General features: G+C 65.5%; 16 protein-coding genes. 13 read left to right on the plus strand and 3 right to left on the minus strand.

Going from position 1 to position 16,948, the window contains the following annotated elements; translation table 11 throughout:
• The first annotated feature begins 17 nt into the window (after positions 1 to 17).
• The 13 genes from fmt to secG all read left to right on the plus strand — a co-directional run bounded on the left by fmt (position 18) and on the right by secG (position 13,527).
• Positions 18 to 950, plus strand: a complete 933-nt coding sequence (fmt, locus tag FPP74_RS01540) for a methionyl-tRNA formyltransferase (protein WP_144716940.1) — start codon at positions 18 to 20, stop codon at positions 948 to 950.
• Positions 947 to 2,452: an RsmB/NOP family class I SAM-dependent RNA methyltransferase gene (locus FPP74_RS01545; protein WP_144716942.1), complete on the plus strand. Its 1,506-nt coding sequence runs from the start codon at positions 947 to 949 to the stop codon at positions 2,450 to 2,452. Before fmt ends, FPP74_RS01545 begins: the two co-directional genes overlap by 4 nt.
• 10 nt (positions 2,453 to 2,462) lie before the next feature.
• Complete coding sequence (gene rpe / locus FPP74_RS01550) at positions 2,463 to 3,140, plus strand: ribulose-phosphate 3-epimerase (RefSeq protein WP_095545770.1); 678 nt, start codon at positions 2,463 to 2,465, stop codon at positions 3,138 to 3,140.
• Positions 3,141 to 3,262: 122 nt separating this feature from the next.
• The gene (ribH, locus tag FPP74_RS01555; RefSeq protein WP_095276428.1) at positions 3,263 to 3,748 is read left to right on the plus strand and encodes a 6,7-dimethyl-8-ribityllumazine synthase; all 486 of its coding nucleotides are present in this window, start codon (positions 3,263 to 3,265) and stop codon (positions 3,746 to 3,748) included.
• A gap of 78 nt (positions 3,749 to 3,826) precedes the next feature.
• A complete protein-coding gene (locus FPP74_RS01560) occupies positions 3,827 to 4,360 on the plus strand; it encodes a PH domain-containing protein (RefSeq protein ID WP_144716944.1) in 534 nt (177 codons plus the stop codon).
• A 36-nt stretch (positions 4,361 to 4,396) separates the two neighbouring features.
• Positions 4,397 to 6,469 (plus strand): excinuclease ABC subunit UvrC, encoded by a 2,073-nt coding sequence (uvrC, locus tag FPP74_RS01565; protein WP_144716946.1) that lies wholly within the window; start codon positions 4,397 to 4,399, stop codon positions 6,467 to 6,469.
• An 86-nt stretch (positions 6,470 to 6,555) separates the two neighbouring features.
• Positions 6,556 to 7,437: an RNase adapter RapZ gene (gene rapZ / locus FPP74_RS01570; protein ID WP_144716948.1), complete on the plus strand. Its 882-nt coding sequence runs from the start codon at positions 6,556 to 6,558 to the stop codon at positions 7,435 to 7,437.
• Positions 7,438 to 7,532: 95 nt separating this feature from the next.
• Positions 7,533 to 8,507, plus strand: a complete 975-nt coding sequence (gene yvcK / locus FPP74_RS01575; RefSeq protein ID WP_144716949.1) for a uridine diphosphate-N-acetylglucosamine-binding protein YvcK — start codon at positions 7,533 to 7,535, stop codon at positions 8,505 to 8,507.
• A 78-nt stretch (positions 8,508 to 8,585) separates the two neighbouring features.
• The gene (gene whiA, locus FPP74_RS01580; protein ID WP_144716951.1) at positions 8,586 to 9,596 is read left to right on the plus strand and encodes a DNA-binding protein WhiA; all 1,011 of its coding nucleotides are present in this window, start codon (positions 8,586 to 8,588) and stop codon (positions 9,594 to 9,596) included.
• Between the two features lie 446 nt (positions 9,597 to 10,042).
• The gene (gap, locus tag FPP74_RS01585) at positions 10,043 to 11,053 is read left to right on the plus strand and encodes a type I glyceraldehyde-3-phosphate dehydrogenase (protein WP_144716954.1); all 1,011 of its coding nucleotides are present in this window, start codon (positions 10,043 to 10,045) and stop codon (positions 11,051 to 11,053) included.
• 105 nt (positions 11,054 to 11,158) lie between these two features.
• Entirely contained in the window at positions 11,159 to 12,376 is a 1,218-nt protein-coding gene (gene pgk, locus FPP74_RS01590; RefSeq protein ID WP_144716956.1) for a phosphoglycerate kinase, read from the plus strand.
• 26 nt (positions 12,377 to 12,402) lie between these two features.
• Positions 12,403 to 13,185 carry a triose-phosphate isomerase gene (gene tpiA / locus FPP74_RS01595; RefSeq protein WP_095553725.1) on the plus strand — a complete coding sequence of 261 codons (783 nt, stop codon included), beginning with the start codon at positions 12,403 to 12,405 and terminating at the stop codon, positions 13,183 to 13,185.
• Positions 13,186 to 13,290: 105 nt separating this feature from the next.
• Positions 13,291 to 13,527 carry a preprotein translocase subunit SecG gene (gene secG, locus FPP74_RS01600; protein ID WP_095276455.1) on the plus strand — a complete coding sequence of 79 codons (237 nt, stop codon included), beginning with the start codon at positions 13,291 to 13,293 and terminating at the stop codon, positions 13,525 to 13,527.
• A 92-nt stretch (positions 13,528 to 13,619) separates the two neighbouring features.
• Here the strand turns inward: secG and pgl are convergent, their stop codons facing one another.
• The 3 genes from pgl to zwf are packed head-to-tail and all read right to left on the minus strand — an operon-like array spanning position 13,620 to position 16,897.
• Positions 13,620 to 14,354 carry a 6-phosphogluconolactonase gene (pgl, locus tag FPP74_RS01605; RefSeq protein WP_255456028.1) on the minus strand — a complete coding sequence of 245 codons (735 nt, stop codon included), beginning with the start codon at positions 14,352 to 14,354 and terminating at the stop codon, positions 13,620 to 13,622.
• 22 nt (positions 14,355 to 14,376) lie between these two features.
• Positions 14,377 to 15,333 (minus strand): glucose-6-phosphate dehydrogenase assembly protein OpcA, encoded by a 957-nt coding sequence (locus FPP74_RS01610; protein ID WP_144716960.1) that lies wholly within the window; start codon positions 15,331 to 15,333, stop codon positions 14,377 to 14,379.
• A gap of 16 nt (positions 15,334 to 15,349) precedes the next feature.
• Complete coding sequence (gene zwf / locus FPP74_RS01615; RefSeq protein ID WP_095545763.1) at positions 15,350 to 16,897, minus strand: glucose-6-phosphate dehydrogenase; 1,548 nt, start codon at positions 16,895 to 16,897, stop codon at positions 15,350 to 15,352.
• Positions 16,898 to 16,948: the final 51 nt, after the last annotated feature.

Below are 16,948 nucleotides of genomic sequence, written 5' to 3' on the forward strand. Positions count from 1 at the left end.
CGGGGGAGGAGAAGGATATGCGGCTAGTGTTCGCCGGCACCCCGGAACCAGCGGTGGTGGCGTTGCAGCGACTCATTGATTCACAGCACGAGGTCGTGGCGGTGCTCACTCGGCCCGACGCGCGGCGCGGGCGCGGCCGTACGCTGCACCCCTCGCCGGTCAAGGCGCTTGCGGTCGAGCACGGCATCGAGGTCCTGGCACCGGAGAGCTTGCGCGAAAACGAGGAGATTCGGGACCGACTCACGGCGCTGGCGCCTGACGCAATCCCGGTGGTGGCGTACGGCAATCTCATCCCGGAGGACATGCTGGGCATACCGAGGCACGGGTGGGTCAACCTGCACTTTTCGCTCCTGCCGCGGTGGCGCGGCGCGGCGCCGGTCCAGTCCGCGATCCTCGCGGGTGATGCGGAGACGGGCGCGAGCACCTTCCGCATCGACAAAGGTTTGGACACCGGCGAGGTCCTCGGCACCATCACCGAGACCATCGGCGCGGAGGACACCGCCGACGATCTGCTCACGCGCCTGGCCTACGCCGGCGCGGACCTCCTCGCGGACACCATGACGGGGCTCGAAAATGGCACGGTCACACCCACACCGCAATCGGGGGAGGCCACCTACGCGCCCAAGATCGTGCCTGCCGACGCCCGCGTGGACTGGTCCGCAGCCGCCGCCGACATCGACCGCGCCGTGCGCGCCCATACCCCGGGCCCCGGCGCGTGGACGACGGTGGGCGACGACCGTTACAAGCTGGGCCCCGTCGCGCTTACCGACGAAGACACGCTCACGCCCGGCGCGGTGCGGGTAGAAAAGAACCGGGTTGTCGTGGGCACCGCGACGCAGGACGTGGTGCTGGGCACGATCCAGCCGCCGGGAAAGAAGCGGATGAACGCCGCCGACTGGGGCCGCGGCCTACAGCCGGCGCAGATTGAGCAGGGAGTGGTGTTCGCATGAGCGGAGGATTCCGATCCCGCTCGGCAGGGCGGCGCAGCCAGGAGACAGCGCGCAACCAGGAGCCCGAGCGCAAGGGGCAGAGAAACGGCCGGGGTGACCGCCGCGGCCAGGCGAGCCGGCGTGGTGGCGCCAGCAAGCGGGGGCCCGTTACGCGTACCGGAGACGCGGCGCGAGAGGCGGCCTTTGACGTGCTGCTCCGCGTGAGCGAGGAGGGCGCGTACGCGAACCTGGCGCTGCCGGCGCTGCTGCGGGAGCGCAAGATCTCCGGGCGCGACGCGGCGTTTGCCACTGAGCTGACGTACGGTGCGCTGCGCACACAGGGTGTGCTGGACGCGGTGATCGCGGAGAACTCCTCGCGTGAGCTGGACCGGATCGACCCGCGGGTGCTGGCGGCGCTTCGCCTGGGCACCTACCAGCTGCTCTACACCCGTGTGTCCTCGCACGCGGCGGTGGACACGTCGGTGCGGCTGGTCGAGGCCGCCGGTCAAGGTAAGGCGAAGGGCTTTGCCAATGGCATCCTGCGCACGGTCGACCGCTCCACGCCCCAGCAGTGGTTTGACCGGCTCACGCCCTCTGGCGCGCTGGAGGCGGCGGCGTTCCGCCACGCGCACCCGGCCTGGATCGCACGCTCCTTCTTCGCCGCGCTCGGGCTCGACAGCGAGTCCTCGCCCGACCAGCTGGCCGAGCTGGAGCGCGCCCTCGAGTCGGATTCGGCTCGCCCCACTGTGCACCTGGTCGCCCGGCCCGGCGAGCTCTCTGCCGAGGAGCTGGCACTGAGCATCGGTGGGGAGGAAGGGACTTACTCCCCGTACGCGGTGTACCTCGATGAGGGCGATCCCGGTCAGCTCGAGCCAGTTCGTGAGCGGCTCGCCGCCGTGCAGGACGAGGGCTCGCAGCTCATCGCCCGCGCCGTCGCTGAAGTGCCCGTTGAGGGAGATCAAGGCAAATGGCTTGACTTGTGCGCGGGGCCCGGCGGCAAGGCGGCGCTGATGGGCGCGCTCGCGCGCATTGACGGCGCGTCGGTCGACGCCGTGGAGAGCAGCGCGCACCGCGCGGAGCTCGTCCGCAAGGCAACCGACGGTCTCCCGGTCCGCGTTCACACCGCGGACGGCCGCGATCCTGGTCTCGCACCGGGCTACGATCGAGTGCTTGTCGACGCCCCCTGCTCCGGCCTTGGCGCGCTGCGCCGTCGCCCGGAGGCGCGCTGGACCAAGTCCGAGCGAGACATCGCCGAGCTGACCACCCTGCAGTCCGAGCTTCTTGCCTCCGCGATTCGCCTGGCGCGCCCCGGCGGCGTCATCGTGTACTCCACTTGCTCGCCGGACCTACGGGAGACGCGCGGTGTCGTCGACGCGGCGCTGGGTGAAGGCGGGGTTGAGGAACTCGGCGCCGCCGAGTTCGCCTGCGGCATGGAGCACACAGGCGAATTTCCGAGCGTGCAGATGTGGCCACACCGGCACGGCACCGACGCGATGTTCTTCGCGGTCCTGCGCAAGAAGTAGGCTTGGTGGCATGATCTACATCGCCCCCTCCATCCTGGCCGCCGACTACGCCAATCTTGGCGCGGACGTGCGGAAAGTCCCCTCGGCAGACCTGCTCCACGTGGACATCATGGACGGTCATTTCGTGCCCAACCTCTCGTTCGGTCCGGACGTGACCAAAGCCGTCAACGGTGTCACCGACCAGTTCCTGGACATGCACCTGATGATCGAGGAGCCGGAGCGGTGGTTCGCCACCTACGTCGAAGCGGGCGGCGACCGGCTGGTTTTTCACGTGGAGGCGACCAGGGACCACGTTGCCGCGGCGCGCCAGTGCCGTGAGCTCGGCGTCCAGGCTGGCTTTGCCGTCAAGCCTGGCACCCCGATCGAGCCGTACCTCGACTCGGTGTCGGAGTTTGATCAGGTCATGGTGATGAGCGTGGAGCCCGGCTTCGGCGGGCAGAAGTTTATGCCCGAGGTGTTGCGCAAGGTGATGACGTTGCGCGACCACATTGCCGCGGAGGGCTTGGACACCATCATCGGCATCGACGGCGGGATCGGCAACGCGACCATCGCCCAAGCCGCGGAGGCTGGCGTCGACGCGTTCGTCGCGGGCTCCGCCGTGTTCGGCGCCGACGATCCTGCGCAGGCGGTGGAGCGACTGCGCGAATTGGCACAGGAGGCAACCAGCGGTCCCAGTTCCGCGAGTTGACACGTATCCTGAACCCTGTCAGTCTGTCGCAAAACCGATCTCATCCCAGGGCGCGCGCGTTGCGACGGGCGCCACGGGACTTACGCCTCGCGCAGTACGCGCGTTGAAGGAGTGTTATACGCATGACCGCTTCCGGTGCGCCGGAGGATTATTCCCCGAACGCTGAGGGATACACCCTCGCCATTGTGGCGACTCGCTGGAACGCACGCATTGTGGACATGATGCGCGAGCGCGCTCGGGATACCGCGCGCGAGCTCGGGGCGAAGGCAGATGAGTACCTCGTGGATGGGGCGATGGAGCTCCCCGTGGTGACCCAGGCGTGCGCGCGCCGCTACGACGCGGTGGTCGCCCTCGGGTGCGTGATCCGCGGCAAGACGGCCCACTTCGAGGTCGTGTGCGACTCCGTAACCAGTGGCCTGACCAGGGTGTCGCTGGACGAGGGCACTCCGGTGGGCAACGGTGTGCTCACCGTCGAGGACGAGGACCAGGCCTACGAGCGCTCTGGCGGCGAGGACGCGAAGGAAGACAGGGGAGCGTTGGCCGTACGAGCCGCGCTCAGCGCCGCAGTCGAGCTGGGCAAAGTACGGGCGCTGCACGAGCGGGACTAGTATCCGAAGGGACCCGTAGCAGGTTCCTGGTACCCCAACGCAGCACACCTATAGACGAGGCAGGAAAGGGAGAAGCGAGTGTCGGAGGATACAACCCAATCGAGGAAGCTCAGCGACGAAGAACTCGCGTACCTCAACGCTCTCGACCCCCACGCGGTGACGTCGTCCAAGTCGTGGGAATTCACGGCGAAATCGCCGTTTCTCAGGCGTGTGGCCATCGTCTGGATCATCGTAGTGATGGCTGTACATATCTTTATGTCGGCCGTCGTGGACGTGAAGTTCACCGGGGTGGCCATCACCGGCGTGGACAAGTTCGCGTTCATCGGCGTCGGACTCATCATCTCCGCCTTGTCCTGGTACTTCCTGACCCGCCCTCGCGTTCGCGCTAATGAAGACGGCGTGGAGGTCTCCAACATCATCGGGACGAGGTTCTATCCCTGGCTCGTGGTCTACGGACTCTCGTTCCCCAAGGGTGCCCGCATGGCGCGCCTTGAACTCCCGGACTTTGAGTACGTCCCGCTGTGGGCCATCCAATCCGGAGACAAGGAGAGCGCGTTGCGCACCGTTGGCCAATTCCGAGAGCTTGAAGCGAAGTACATGCCGCAGGATTAACCTCCTGTCGCCGATGTGTGAAGGAGGAGCGCCCACGTGGCGAACCCGAAGGACTACCGCCCGGCCCCAGGGACCATTCCGACGGAGCCGGGAGTGTATAAGTTCCGCGACGCGAATGGTCGTGTCGTGTACGTGGGCAAGGCTAAAAGCCTTCGCGCAAGGCTGAACAACTACTTCCAGCCGCCCGAGCACCTGCACCCGCGCACCAGGCAGATGGTGTTCACCGCGGCCTCGGTGGAGTGGACCGTGGTGGCCAGCGAGGTGGAGGCGCTCCAGCTCGAGTACACGTGGATTAAGAGGTTCGATCCTTGGTTCAACGTGATGTATCGGGATGATAAGACGTACCCGATGCTCGCCGTGAGCGTGCGCGAGCGGTACCCGCGAGCCTTCTTCTATCGCGGGCCCAAGCGGAAGGGGGTGCGTTATTTCGGCCCGTATTCCCACGCGTGGGCAGTGCGCGAAACGCTTGACCTGCTCACCCGGGTGTTTCCCATCCGCACCTGTTCCAACGGCGTGTATAACCGCCACGAGACGTTGGGGCGCCCCTGCCTGCTTGGGTACATCGACAAGTGCGCCGCGCCGTGCGTGGGTAGGGTCGACGAGTCGGAATACGAAGACATCGTTGCTGGATTTATGGGGTTTATGTCCGGCAATACGGACAAAGTCGTGCGCGATATGACTGCGCAGATGGAGTCCGCCGCGGAGCACCTCGAGTTTGAGAAGGCCGCGCGGCTTCGCGATGACCTCGGCGCCGTCAAAAAGGTCATGGAGCGCCAAACGGTCGTGCTCAGCCCCGATACGGATGCGGACATCATCGCCTTCGATACGGACGAATTGGAAGCCGCGGTGCAGATCTTCAATGTCCGCGGCGGCCGCATCCGCTCGCAGCGCGGCTGGGTGGTGGAGAAGTCTGGCGACGAGCCCGGCTCCGCGGAGCGCCTCGACGGCGATGGACCAGATCCTGCGCTGCCCGTGCTCGTGCAGAACTTCCTCGTGCAGTACTACTCCGACGCGGTGGAGCGCCAAAAGCAGGAACAGGCGGAGGACGCCCGTCGGGCCGCGGAGACCATCAAACGCCGCGGCGTGGACCAGGAATCGCACGCGGAGGTGCGCTCGCCAGTTCCGGTGCCCAAGGAGATCCTCGTGTGCGCTATGCCGGACGAGGAAGAGGAAGTCACGAAGCTGCTCGAGGGCCTGCGCGGCGCACAGGTGAACATCCGCGTCCCGCAGCGCGGTGACAAGGCGGCCCTGATGGAGACCGTGCGCAAGAACGCCGCCGATGCGCTGCACCAGCACAAGCTGAAGCGGGTCGGCGACCTCACCGCCCGTTCCCAGGCGCTCCAGGACATCCAGGACGCGCTTGGCATGGAGGAGGCGCCGCTTCGGATGGAGTGCACGGATATTTCGCACATCCAGGGCACCGACGTGGTGGCTTCGCTCGTCGTGTTTGAGGATGGCCTGCCCAAGAAGCAAGATTATCGACGCTACCGCATCAAGGAAGCCGCCGGCGACGGTCACTCCAACGACGTCGGCTCGATCGCCGAAGTGACCAGCCGCCGCTTCAAGCGCTACGACGAGGACAAGCTGGCCAACCCGGACGAGGAGTCTGCCGCAGTGATGTTTGCGGAGGAAGCCTCCGAGGTGGAAACGACCAACAACAAGCGGTTCGCGTATCCGCCGCAGTTGTTCATCGTCGATGGCGGCAAGCCCCAGGTCGATGCCGCGCAGGCAATTTTCGACGAGTTGGGCGTGGTTGATGTCCAACTCATCGGCCTGGCCAAGCGCCTCGAGGAAATCTGGGTCCCGGACGATGACGAGCCGGTGATCCTGCCGCGCAACTCGGAGGGTATGTATCTCCTCCAGCAGATCCGCGACGAGGCTCACCGCTTTGCCATCACGTACCACCGCCAGCAGCGCTCCAAGCGCATGCGTTCCTCCGCCCTGGATGCGATCCCTGGCCTGGGGCCCTCCCGACGGTCGGAGCTGGTCAAGCACTTTGGCAGCGTGAAGAAGATGAAAGCGGCGTCCGTGGAGCAAATCGAAGAGGTCAACGGCGTTGGGCCAAAGCTGGCCGCGACGATCTACGAGCACCTGCACAAGGGAGAATGAGCACCTCACTGAATATTCCTGAATATTGCGGCGTATTCTGACGCGGACTGGGACAGGCGCGGTCCGAGTTCCGTTAGGATGGCCGTATGACTCAGCACCAGGACCAACCGCTCCACCCGGTCATCATTACCGGCTTGTCAGGCGGCGGGCTTTCCACCGCTGCGAAGATTTTTGAGGACAAGGGCTATTTCGTGTCCCAGAACCTGCCCCCGCAGCTGATTCTGGAGCTGGTGGGCATGTCGACCGCGAAGGATTCCCCGGTGTCGCGTCTCGCCGTGGTGACGGACGTGCGCGCGAGGAAGTTCAACGGGTCGTTGATGAATACGATCTCGGAGATCAAGAAGCTCGGGTTCGCCCCGTTCATCCTGTACCTCGAGGCGCGTGATGACGTGCTGATCCGCAGGTTCGACTCGGTGCGGCGCACCCACCCGCTCCAGGATGGGGACACGCTGCAGCACGGCATCGAGCGTGAGCGCGAGGCGCTCGAGCCGGTGCGCGACATCGCCGACGTGATCATTGACACGACCAATCAATCAGTGCACGACCTGCGGCGTTCGATTGAGGCGTCGATAGGCGAGCTTGCGACCGGGAAGCAGCACGTCACACTGGAATCCTTTGGGTTCAAACACGGCTCGCCGCGCGACGCGGACATCGTGCTCGACGTGCGCTTCCTCCCGAATCCTTACTGGGTGCCGGAGCTGCGCGAGTTCCGTGGCGTGGACAAGCCGGTGTCGGACTACGTGCTGAGCCGGGATGACGCGGAACCGTTCATCGACAACTTTGTGCGACTGCTCAGTAGCACGCTCGAGGGCTACCAGCACGAGGGCAAGGACTTCATCACCGTCGGGGTGGGGTGCACGGGCGGGCACCACCGGTCCGTCGCGGTCGCAGAGGAAATCGGCCGGCGGCTGCAGCAGAAGCCACGCCTGGAAGTCAACGTCTTGCACCGCGACCTCTGCAGAAACTAGCGCTGCAGCGCAACCACACTGGGTGGGCGGGTCAGAGGGCCCGCCACCTTGCCGTATCCAATTCTTCATAGCTTCCCCGTTGAAAGGAGACCGCGATGAGCTCGAGCGAACGCCTTGCGTTCACCTGCCTGGGTGGCGGTCATGGTCTGTATCAAACACTGCTGGCTGCGCGGCGTGCGCAAGCGACGGACATTAACGCCGTCGTGACCGTCGCCGATGACGGTGGCTCCTCCGGCCGCTTGCGCCGTGAATTCCCCATCATCCCGCCCGGGGACCTGCGCATGGCCACGGCCGCGCTTACTGCGGACGACGAGGACGGGGAGCTGTGGCGCGAGGCGCTGCAGCACCGCTTCGGGGGAAACGGTGTGATGGCGGGACACCCGCTAGGAAACCTCATGCTGGTGAGCCTGGTGGAGCGCTTCGGCGACATGCAGACCGCGCTGGACATTGTGGCGAAGTGGACGCGGTCCGCGGGCCGAGTGATCCCGATGTGCTCACAGCCGTTGGACATCGAGGCGGATGTCTCCGGGCTTGATGATGACCCCCGCGTTCTCCGTTCCGTGCGTGGTCAGGCGGCGGTGGCGTCCACCTCTGGTGCTGTCCGGCGGGTTCGCTTGCTGCCCGAGCAGCCCGCAGCTTCCGCGGAAGCCGTGGCGGCGATTCGGGATGCGGACATCGTCACCATCGGGCCAGGCTCCTGGTTTTCGTCCGTGCTCCCGCACCTCCTGGTTCCGGAGATCGTCGCTGCGCTGAACAAGACGGACGCCATGGTCGTGGTAATGCTCAACCTTCTGCCGCAGGCCGGGGAGACCCCGGGCTTTAGCACGGAGCGCCACATCCACGTCCTTAGCCAACACGCGCCAGAGCTGCAGGTCGACTACCTCGTCGCGGACAACCACATCAGCCCATCCGAGGGGGAGCGCACGCATCTCCAGCGCGCCGCGGAACGGCTCGGCGCAAAAATCGCGTTCCGTGACGTCCACCAGCCCGTGCCGGAGGGCAAGCAGGCCGAGAAGCACGACCCGGACAAGTTGGCAACGGCAATTTTGGAGTTGTACCGGGCACGCTAGAATCAGGCGTCGGTACACCTGGCCCCGGTGCGAAGCGAGAGGCCTGCGAGACATCAACTGCGAAGGGAAAGGACCACGGTGGCGCTGACCGCGAAAGTCAAAGATGAGCTGCTGAGCGTACGCGCCACCCAGGCAAGCGCGCAGATTGCGGAAGCAACGGCGATGATCCGGTACGCCGGAGCGTACGAGCAGACGCCACACGGTACGGTCCTGCGCGTTGAACTTGTCGAGCACCCCGTCGCCGAGCGATTGCAGCAGTTGCTTGACGCGACCACCGGTGTCGCGACCACGCTCGAGGTCATCGCCCCCGGTTCCGCGAGCAAGGAACGCAAGTGCGTGGTGACCGTTTCTGACGGGTTGCGCGAGGTTGTGCGGAAGCTCCGCTTGGTCACGGCCTCCGGGCATCCCGTGGAAGGGATGCCGCACACTATCATCTCCGGCCCGATCGCGGATGTGGAGGCTGCTTGGCGCGGGGCGTTCCTCGCCCGCGGCTCGCTCACTGAGCCAGGGCGCACCGCGGCGCTCGAGGTGGCGTGCCCTGAGGAAACTGCCGCCTTGGCACTCGTCGGGTTGGGGCACCGGCTTGACGTGGCGACGCGGACGAAGGAAACGCGTGGCATCGAGCGAGTCTTCGTCCGCGACGGGGAGACGATCGCCATCCTGCTGAGCAGGATGGGCGCACCGCTCGCTCGCCTGGAGTGGGACGAAAAGCGCAAGCGGAAGCAGCTGCGCGCGCGTTCGGGGCAGCGGCTGGCAACATTCGACGACGCGAACACGCGCAGGTCCGCACAGGCGGCAGCCGCGGCAGCGCGCCGCGTGGAGCGCGCGATGGAGATCCTGGGCGACAACGTGCCCGAGCACCTCGCGGAGGCGGGGTATCTGCGTGTGGAGCACCGCCACGCCTCGCTCGAGGAGCTGGGCAAGCTCGCGGACCCGCAGATGACCAAGGACGCCGTCGCAGGTCGCATCCGCCGCCTGCTCTCCCTGGCTGACAAGGAAGCGAAAGAACTGGGGATCCCGAACACGCAGGCCGCGGTTGAGCAGGCCGAGCGCGGCGAGCCGGACGACGACGCTTCGAACGCGAAGTAAAACGACATCACAAATCGCACACTCGTCTATTTCCGGGTGGTGTGAGATATGCCATACCCGAAAGTTGTTTCAGTATCACCTTTCTAGAGTTCGAGAGGTGGAGGGGGAGCGGTCGCGTTTGCCGTGCTGAAGGCGTGTAGCTGGCAGGAGGAGGGGGCGGTCAGAATGTCAACCGGGCGCAAAACCCACACCGGTATTGGGGAAGTTACCCCCGGATTTTCGTCCGATTGTGTCCGGTTGTTGTGGGGTTGACGAGAAGCGGAAAGGCCGATGCACGGTTGCTGGTCCGTCGCTACACTGGATTTCGACAGGCCAGGAAGTGAGCCAGTGGACGGCATCGGCGCAGGTGAAGCGCCCCGCCGAACGAGGTTCCGCTTCTCAGACCTGACCGTATGAGGTGCGCTGCATCTCAACCGACACGACTCAACAAGAGGAGTAATTTTACAGTGACTACTCGTATTGGCATCAATGGCTTCGGTCGCATCGGCCGCTCTGCATTCCGCATCATCCAGGACAAGTTCCAGGGCGAGCTCGAGGTTGTCAAGATCAACGATCTGACTGACAATGAGACCCTCGCTCACCTGATGAAGTACGACACCGCTTACGGCCAGTTCGGCCACGATGTTGAGTTCGATGAGAACTCCATCACCGTCGACGGTCGTCGCATCGAGGTCTCTGCTGAGAAGGACCCGGCCAACCTGGCTTGGGGCGAGGCTGGCGTCGACATCGTGCTCGAGTGCACCGGCGTCTTCCGCTCCGGCGACACCGCAAAGGGTCACATCGACGCTGGCGCGAAAAAGGTCATCATCTCCGCTCCGGGCAAGAACGTCGACGGCACCTACGTGTGGGGCGTGAACAGCGACTCCTACACCAACGACCAGACCGTCATCTCCGCCGCTTCCTGCACCACCAACTCCCTGGCTCCGCTGGCCAAGGTGCTGGACGAGGAGTTCGGCATCAAGTCTGGCCTGATGACCACCGTTCACTCCTACACCGGCGACCAGCGCCTGCAGGACGCACCGCACAAGGACCTGCGTCGCGCCCGCGCTGCAGCTCAGAACATCGTTCCGACCACCACCGGCGCTGCAAAGGCAGTCGCCCTGGTGCTCCCGAACCTCGAGGGCAAGCTCGACGGCTTCGCAATGCGCGTGCCCACCATCACCGGCTCCGCAACCGACCTGACCGTCCAGCTGAACAAGGACGTCACCGCTGAAGAGGTCAACGCTGCAGTGAAGAAGGCTACCGAGGACGAGGTTCTCGGCACCGCAATGCAGTACTCCGAGGAGCCGCTGGTTTCCTCCGACATCATCGGCAACACCCACGGCGCTATCTTCGACGCTGGCATGACCCGCGTCATCGACGGCAACCTGGTGAAGGTCATCTCCTGGTACGACAACGAGTGGTCCTACACCTCTCAGTTCGTGCGCATGACCAAGCACGTCGCTGACAACCTGTAAAACTAGGTACAGCGGATGAGCCCGGTGTGTGCGCATGCGCATGCACCGGGCTTTTCAGCACCCGAGAGACCCCTTAATAAACACGACATACTCAAGGAGACAACAATGGCAACGCAGACGCTCAAGCAGCTTCTCGACGAAGGCGTGGAAGGCCGCCACGTTCTGGTCCGCTCCGACTTCAACGTCCCGCTCGACGAGGACGGCAACATTACTGACCCGGGCCGCATCGACGCGTCCCTTCCCACCCTGAAGGCACTGCTTGACGGCGGCGCCAAGGTGATCGCCATGGCCCACCTCGGCCGCCCGAAGGGCGAGGTCAACCCGAAGTTCTCGCTGAAGCCCGTCGCTGAAGCGCTGTCCGAACGCCTCGGTCAGTTCGTTGCTCTCGCCGGCGACGTCTCCGGCGAAGATGCGCACGAGCGCGCCAACGGCCTGACCGACGGCGAGATCCTCCTGCTGGAGAACGTACGCTTCGACCCGCGCGAAACCTCCAAGGACGAGAGCGAGCGCGGCGAGTTCGCGGCCGAGCTCGCAGCGCTGGCCGCCGACAACGGCGCCTTCGTGTCCGACGGCTTCGGTGTCGTCCACCGCGCCCAGGCGTCGGTCTATGACGTCGCACAGAAGCTCCCTGCATACGCCGGCTACCTGGTGGAGAAGGAAGTGTCCACGCTGTCCTCCGTCAAGGATGACCCGGCCCACCCGTACGTGGTTGTCCTCGGTGGTTCCAAGGTCTCCGACAAGCTCGGCGTCATCGAGGCGCTCGCAGCGAAGGCAGACAAGGTCGTTATCGGTGGCGGCATGTGCTACACCTTCCTCGCAGCGCAGGGCCACAACGTCCAGGAGTCGCTGCTGCAGGAAGACATGATCGACACCTGCAAGGAGCTCATCGAGCGCTACGGCGACAAGCTCCTCCTGCCGGTCGACCTCTCCGCCGCTGAGAAGTTTGACAAGGACGCGGAGACGAAGATCGTGGACCTGGACGGCATCCCGGAGGGCTGGATGTCCCTGGACATCGGCCCGGAGACCGCGAAGAAGTACGCCGCCGCTATTGAGGACTCCAAGACTGTGTTCTGGAACGGCCCGATGGGCGTCTTCGAGTTCCCGAAGTTCTCCGCCGGCACCAAGGCTGTCGCAGAGGCAATGATCGCTGCGACCAAGAACAACGACTCTTTCACCGTGGTCGGCGGCGGCGACTCCGCAGCGTCCGTGCGCACCCTCGGCCTGGATGAGGCGGGCTTCTCCCACATCTCCACCGGCGGCGGCGCTTCCCTCGAACTCATCGAGGGTAAGGAACTGCCGGGCGTCGCAGTCCTGTCCAAGTAACCAAGCCGAAACGATAGGAGAAATCCATGGCACGTAAACCACTCATCGCAGGCAACTGGAAGATGAACCTCGATCACCTCGAGGCGATCTCCAGCGCTCAGAAGCTTGCCTTCGCGTTCCCCAAGGACGGCTACGAGCTTGTCGACGTCGCACTGACCGTTCCGTTTACTGACCTGCGTTCCATCCAGACCCTCGTTGAGGGCGATAAGCTGCAGATCACCTACGGTGCGCAGGACGTCTCCGCCAACGACAACGGCGCCTACACCGGCGAGATCTCCGCCACCATGCTGGAGAAGCTCGGCTGCACCTGGGTTGTCGTCGGACACTCCGAGCGCCGCCAGTACCACAACGAGTCGGACGAGCTCGTTGCCGCGAAGGCGAAGAAGGCCCTCGACCACGGCATGTCGCCGATCGTCTGCGTCGGCGAGCCCCTCGAGGTCCGTGAGGAAGGCAAGCACGTTAGCTTCGTTGAGGACCAGACCCGTGCCTCCCTGGCCGGCCTGACCACCGAGGAACTATCGCGCACCGTCATCGCCTACGAGCCCGTGTGGGCCATCGGCACCGGCAAGGTCGCGTCCGCCGAGGACGCGCAGGAAGTGTGCCACGCCATCCGCGAGCTCGTGCGCGAGCTTGCCGACGATGCCACCGCCGACGGCATCCGCATCCTCTACGGCGGTTCCGTTAAGGCCAACACCGTCGCCGAGATCGTCGGGCAGGCTGACGTCGACGGCGGTCTGGTCGGCGGTGCTTCGCTCAACGGCGAGGACTTTGCCAAGCTGGCCGCTGCGGCAGCAAACTCGGTCCAGTAGGCGCCGTGCAGCAGACCGCATGGTCGCTGCACGGGGCGCGTTCCCCATGGTGTACGATTTAGCAAGTTCACCAACATCCCATTTGAAAGTGGAGGATCGTCCCGCATGACGTTGGCTTTGGAGATCGTGCTCGTAATCGCGTCGGTGCTTGCGACCGTGTTCGTCCTGCTCCACAAGGGCAAGGGCGGCGGCCTGTCCAGCCTCTTCGGTGGTGGCGTGCAGTCCAACCTGTCCGGTTCCACCATCGTGGAGAAGAACCTGGACCGCTACACCATCATCATCTCGCTGATCTGGGTGGCGTGCATCATCGCGCTCAACCTGATCCAGACCTACTCGGCGTAGCGCGCACAAGCACGTAGCAATACGGCACAGACCTCGGGCCCCTTCCGGCAAACAATGCTGGGAGGGGCCCGTGGCGTCGGTAAGCGCTTTGCTTAAAGCATCGAGGCGGCGTCGTCGGAGACAAAGAGCACCGTCTCCGCGCGGCCCTGCGCGCCGCCGGCCGGCCACTCCTCGGCCGGCGCACCGTGCGCGACGTGGGACGCGGCCTCCGCCTTCTCCGCTCCAGCAACGAGCAACCACACTCGCTCGGCGCTGCGCACTGCCGGCAATGTCAGTGTCGCGCGCTCGGCCGGTGGCTTGGGCGAATCGGTGACGGCGAGCGTGGTGCGCGTGTCCTCGCGCACGGCGTCGGTGTGGGGAAAGAGCGAATTGATGTGACCCTCGCCGCCCATGCCGAGGAGGTGGAGATCGAACCCTCGCGGGGCGTGCTGGGCCACCGTTGACGCGTACTCGCGCACCTGGTCCGACATGTCACCGCCGTCCAGGCCCCAGCCGTGGATACGCTCGTCGGAGACGTTCACCTTGCTCAGCAGCGCAGCGCGGGCCTGTCCCTCGTTGGAGTCGGGGTGAGTGGCGGGGACGTTGCGTTCGTCGCCGAAGAAGAACTCGACGCGGTTGAAGTCGATGTCCTTCAGCGTTGCCATGGCGCTGAGCAGCTCGATGCCTGCGGTACCGCCGGTCAGGACGACGCGCGCCACGCCGTCGTTGTGAATTCCCCCGGTGGGGTCAGCCTGAATACCCCGCAACAGGTCGGCGAACTGTTCCGCGACTGCTGCAACGAGGGCGGGACGGTCGGGGAACTGGGAAACAGTCACGTGTGCTGGCACAATCGGCCTCCTTCTGGTGTGTTTACTGCTCTCGCGCGCGGGTGACGCTGGCCAGACCCCGGAGGGCGCGCGCGTAGGTGACATCGTTGTCCAGGTGGCGCAGCTCCTCGGCAAGGCACTCCGCGTCGGTCCGCGCACTCAGTGCCACGTAGGAGTCGGGGCTTCCCGGAACGGTGATGCGGGCCGTGTTGTCGTCGACGACCTCGATTGCCACGTCGCCCCCGCCACAATGCAGCGCGAGCCGCGTGATGGGTGCGCCGTGCGCTGCGGAGTCGTTCGTGGAGACGCTGGTGGAGTCGCCGGTACCGCGCGTCACGTCGACGTTGAGGCACGCGGCGAGCCAGCCGGCGGCGATGTCCACGGAAGGATCGTCAGCAGGACCGTCAATGTGGACGGATTTCACCGGGTCGTCGTGGTAGCGGTCCAGCGCGGAAGCGACGGCCCCGCGCCACGGGGTGATGCGGGACCACGCGAGGTCGGAGTCGCCGGGCTGGTAGCCGTCCGTGCGGGCGCGGAGTTGGTCCCCGGAGGCGTCGGAGTGGGCGTTGGTGATGCGGCGCTGCGCGATACTGCCCAGCTCCGCCTCCTTCGGGCGGGACGGTGCCTCGTTTGGCCACCAGGCCACAATCGGCGTGTCCGGCAGCAGCAGCGGGGTGACCACGGCGCCGAGGTGGTGCGTGAGGTCACCGAAGAGGCGCATGACGACCATTTCGGACGCGCCCGAATGCGCGGCCACGATGAGGTCGGCGTTCATGCTGGTGGGCGCGGTTTCGTCGCCAAGCAATAGCACGAGCACGCGGGCGGGGTGCTCGCGGGTCGCGGCGCGCACCGTCTCGAGGATCGTGTCGGAATCCTCGGTGTCGCGCGCGGCGACGAGGAGGGTGAGCACGCGGCCCGAGGACAGCGAGAAGTTTTCTTGCGCTTGGATCAGCGCGTTCGCGATCTGGCTGGTGGTGGTGTCCGGGAGTGAGATGATCACAGCCGCAAATCCTTTCTTAGGGGCGCCGCCAGACGCGGCCGTCCTTTTCCAACATGTGGTTCGCCGACGCCGGACCCCAGGTGCCGGCCTCGTATTCGTCGGGGCGGCCTTGCTGGGCCCAAAAGTTGAGGATCGGGTCGAGGATCTCCCAGCTCCGCTCCACCTCGGCGTTGGTGGGGAAGAGGCTCGATTCATCCAGCAGCGCGTCCAGGATGAGTCGCTCGTAGGCTTCGGGCGACTGCTCGGTGAACGCCTCCGAGTACGCGAAGTCCATGTTGACGTCGCGGACTTCCAGGCCCACGCCCGGCACCTTCGAGCCGAAGCGCATGAGCACGCCCTCGTCCGGCTGGATGCGGATCACCACGGCGTTGTTGGTGAGCAAGTTCGTCTGGTCAGGGTAGAAGGGCTGGTACGGCGGACGCTTGAACACCAACGCAATCTCGGTCACGCGTCGGCCGAGACGCTTGCCGGTGCGCAGGTAGAACGGCACGCCCGCCCAGCGGCGCGAATTGATCTCCAGAGTGCAGGCCGCGAAGGTCTCGGTCTCGGAGTCCGGGTCGAAGCCCTCCTCGTCGCGCAGTCCCACGACCGGTACGGAGCCCTGCAGCCCGGCGGTGTACTGGCCGCGGGCGGTCGTCTCCTCGAACGGTCCGGTGGGCGAGGTCGCGCGCAGCACCTTGAGCTTCTCCGAGCGCAGCTGGTGCGGGGAGAAAGACGTCGGCTCCTCCATCGCCACGAGCGCGAGGAGCTGGATGAGGTGGTTTTGGATCACGTCGCGCGCCGCGCCGATGCCGTCGTAGTACCCGGCGCGGCCGCCCAGCCCGATGTCCTCGGCCATGGTGATCTGGACGTGGTCGATGTAGTGCGAGTTCCAGATCGGCTCAAACATCTGGTTGGAAAAGCGCAGCGCCATGATGTTCTGCACCGTTTCCTTGCCCAGGTAGTGGTCGATGCGGAACACGGCGTGCTCGGGGAAGACGGTGTTGACCACCTTGTTCAGTTCCTTCGCCGAGGCGAGGTCGTGACCGAACGGCTTCTCAATGATCACGCGGCGCCACTGCCCGTCTCCGGGGTGGGCCATGCCGCAGCGGTCCAGCTGGTGGACCACGTTGGCAAAGAACTCCGGCGGCACGGACAGGTAGTACGCCCAGTTTCCGGCAGTGCCCTGGCTCCGGTCCATCTCCGCGAGGACGGTGGCGAGCCGATCGAACGCGGTGTCGTCGTCAAATGCCCCGGAGACGAAGTGAATACCTTCCGCCAGGCGGTTCCAGACGTTGGTGTTGAACTTGGTTCGCGAGCGCGCCTCGACCGCCTCGCGGACGTAGTCCTCGAAGTCCTGCTTGCTCCAGTCGCGCCGACCGAACCCGACGAGGGCGAATCCGGCCGGCAGGAGGCCGCGGCTTGCAAGATCGTAGACGGCGGGAAGGAGCTTCTTCCTGGCCAGGTCACCGGTGACCCCGAAAATCACCAGGCCAGATGGTCCGGCAATACGGGGCAGCCGCTTATCGACGGCCGACCGCAGCGGATTCCCCCGCTGTACCTGCGCGTCTCTCTCTTCGATCACCTTTGTTGCGTCTCCTTTTGCGTACCGCTTCCGGAAAAATGAACCCTTAGA

The organism is Corynebacterium sp. NML180780 (assembly GCF_007786415.1).
GTDB lineage: Bacteria > Actinomycetota > Actinomycetes > Mycobacteriales > Mycobacteriaceae > Corynebacterium > Corynebacterium gottingense.

Bases quoted from the DNA above. Each gene is read 5' to 3' on its own strand.
- rpe (WP_095545770.1), top strand. From the start codon at position 2,463: ATGATCTACATCGCCCCCTCCATCCTGGCCGCCGACTACGCCAATCTT.
- yvcK (WP_144716949.1), top strand. From the start codon at position 7,533: ATGAGCTCGAGCGAACGCCTTGCGTTCACCTGCCTGGGTGGCGGTCAT.
- tpiA (WP_095553725.1), top strand. From the start codon at position 12,403: ATGGCACGTAAACCACTCATCGCAGGCAACTGGAAGATGAACCTCGAT.
- fmt (WP_144716940.1), top strand. From the start codon at position 18: ATGCGGCTAGTGTTCGCCGGCACCCCGGAACCAGCGGTGGTGGCGTTG.
- FPP74_RS01545 (WP_144716942.1), top strand. From the start codon at position 947: ATGAGCGGAGGATTCCGATCCCGCTCGGCAGGGCGGCGCAGCCAGGAG.
- secG (WP_095276455.1), top strand. From the start codon at position 13,291: ATGACGTTGGCTTTGGAGATCGTGCTCGTAATCGCGTCGGTGCTTGCG.
- ribH (WP_095276428.1), top strand. From the start codon at position 3,263: ATGACCGCTTCCGGTGCGCCGGAGGATTATTCCCCGAACGCTGAGGGA.
- pgk (WP_144716956.1), top strand. From the start codon at position 11,159: ATGGCAACGCAGACGCTCAAGCAGCTTCTCGACGAAGGCGTGGAAGGC.
- rapZ (WP_144716948.1), top strand. From the start codon at position 6,556: ATGACTCAGCACCAGGACCAACCGCTCCACCCGGTCATCATTACCGGC.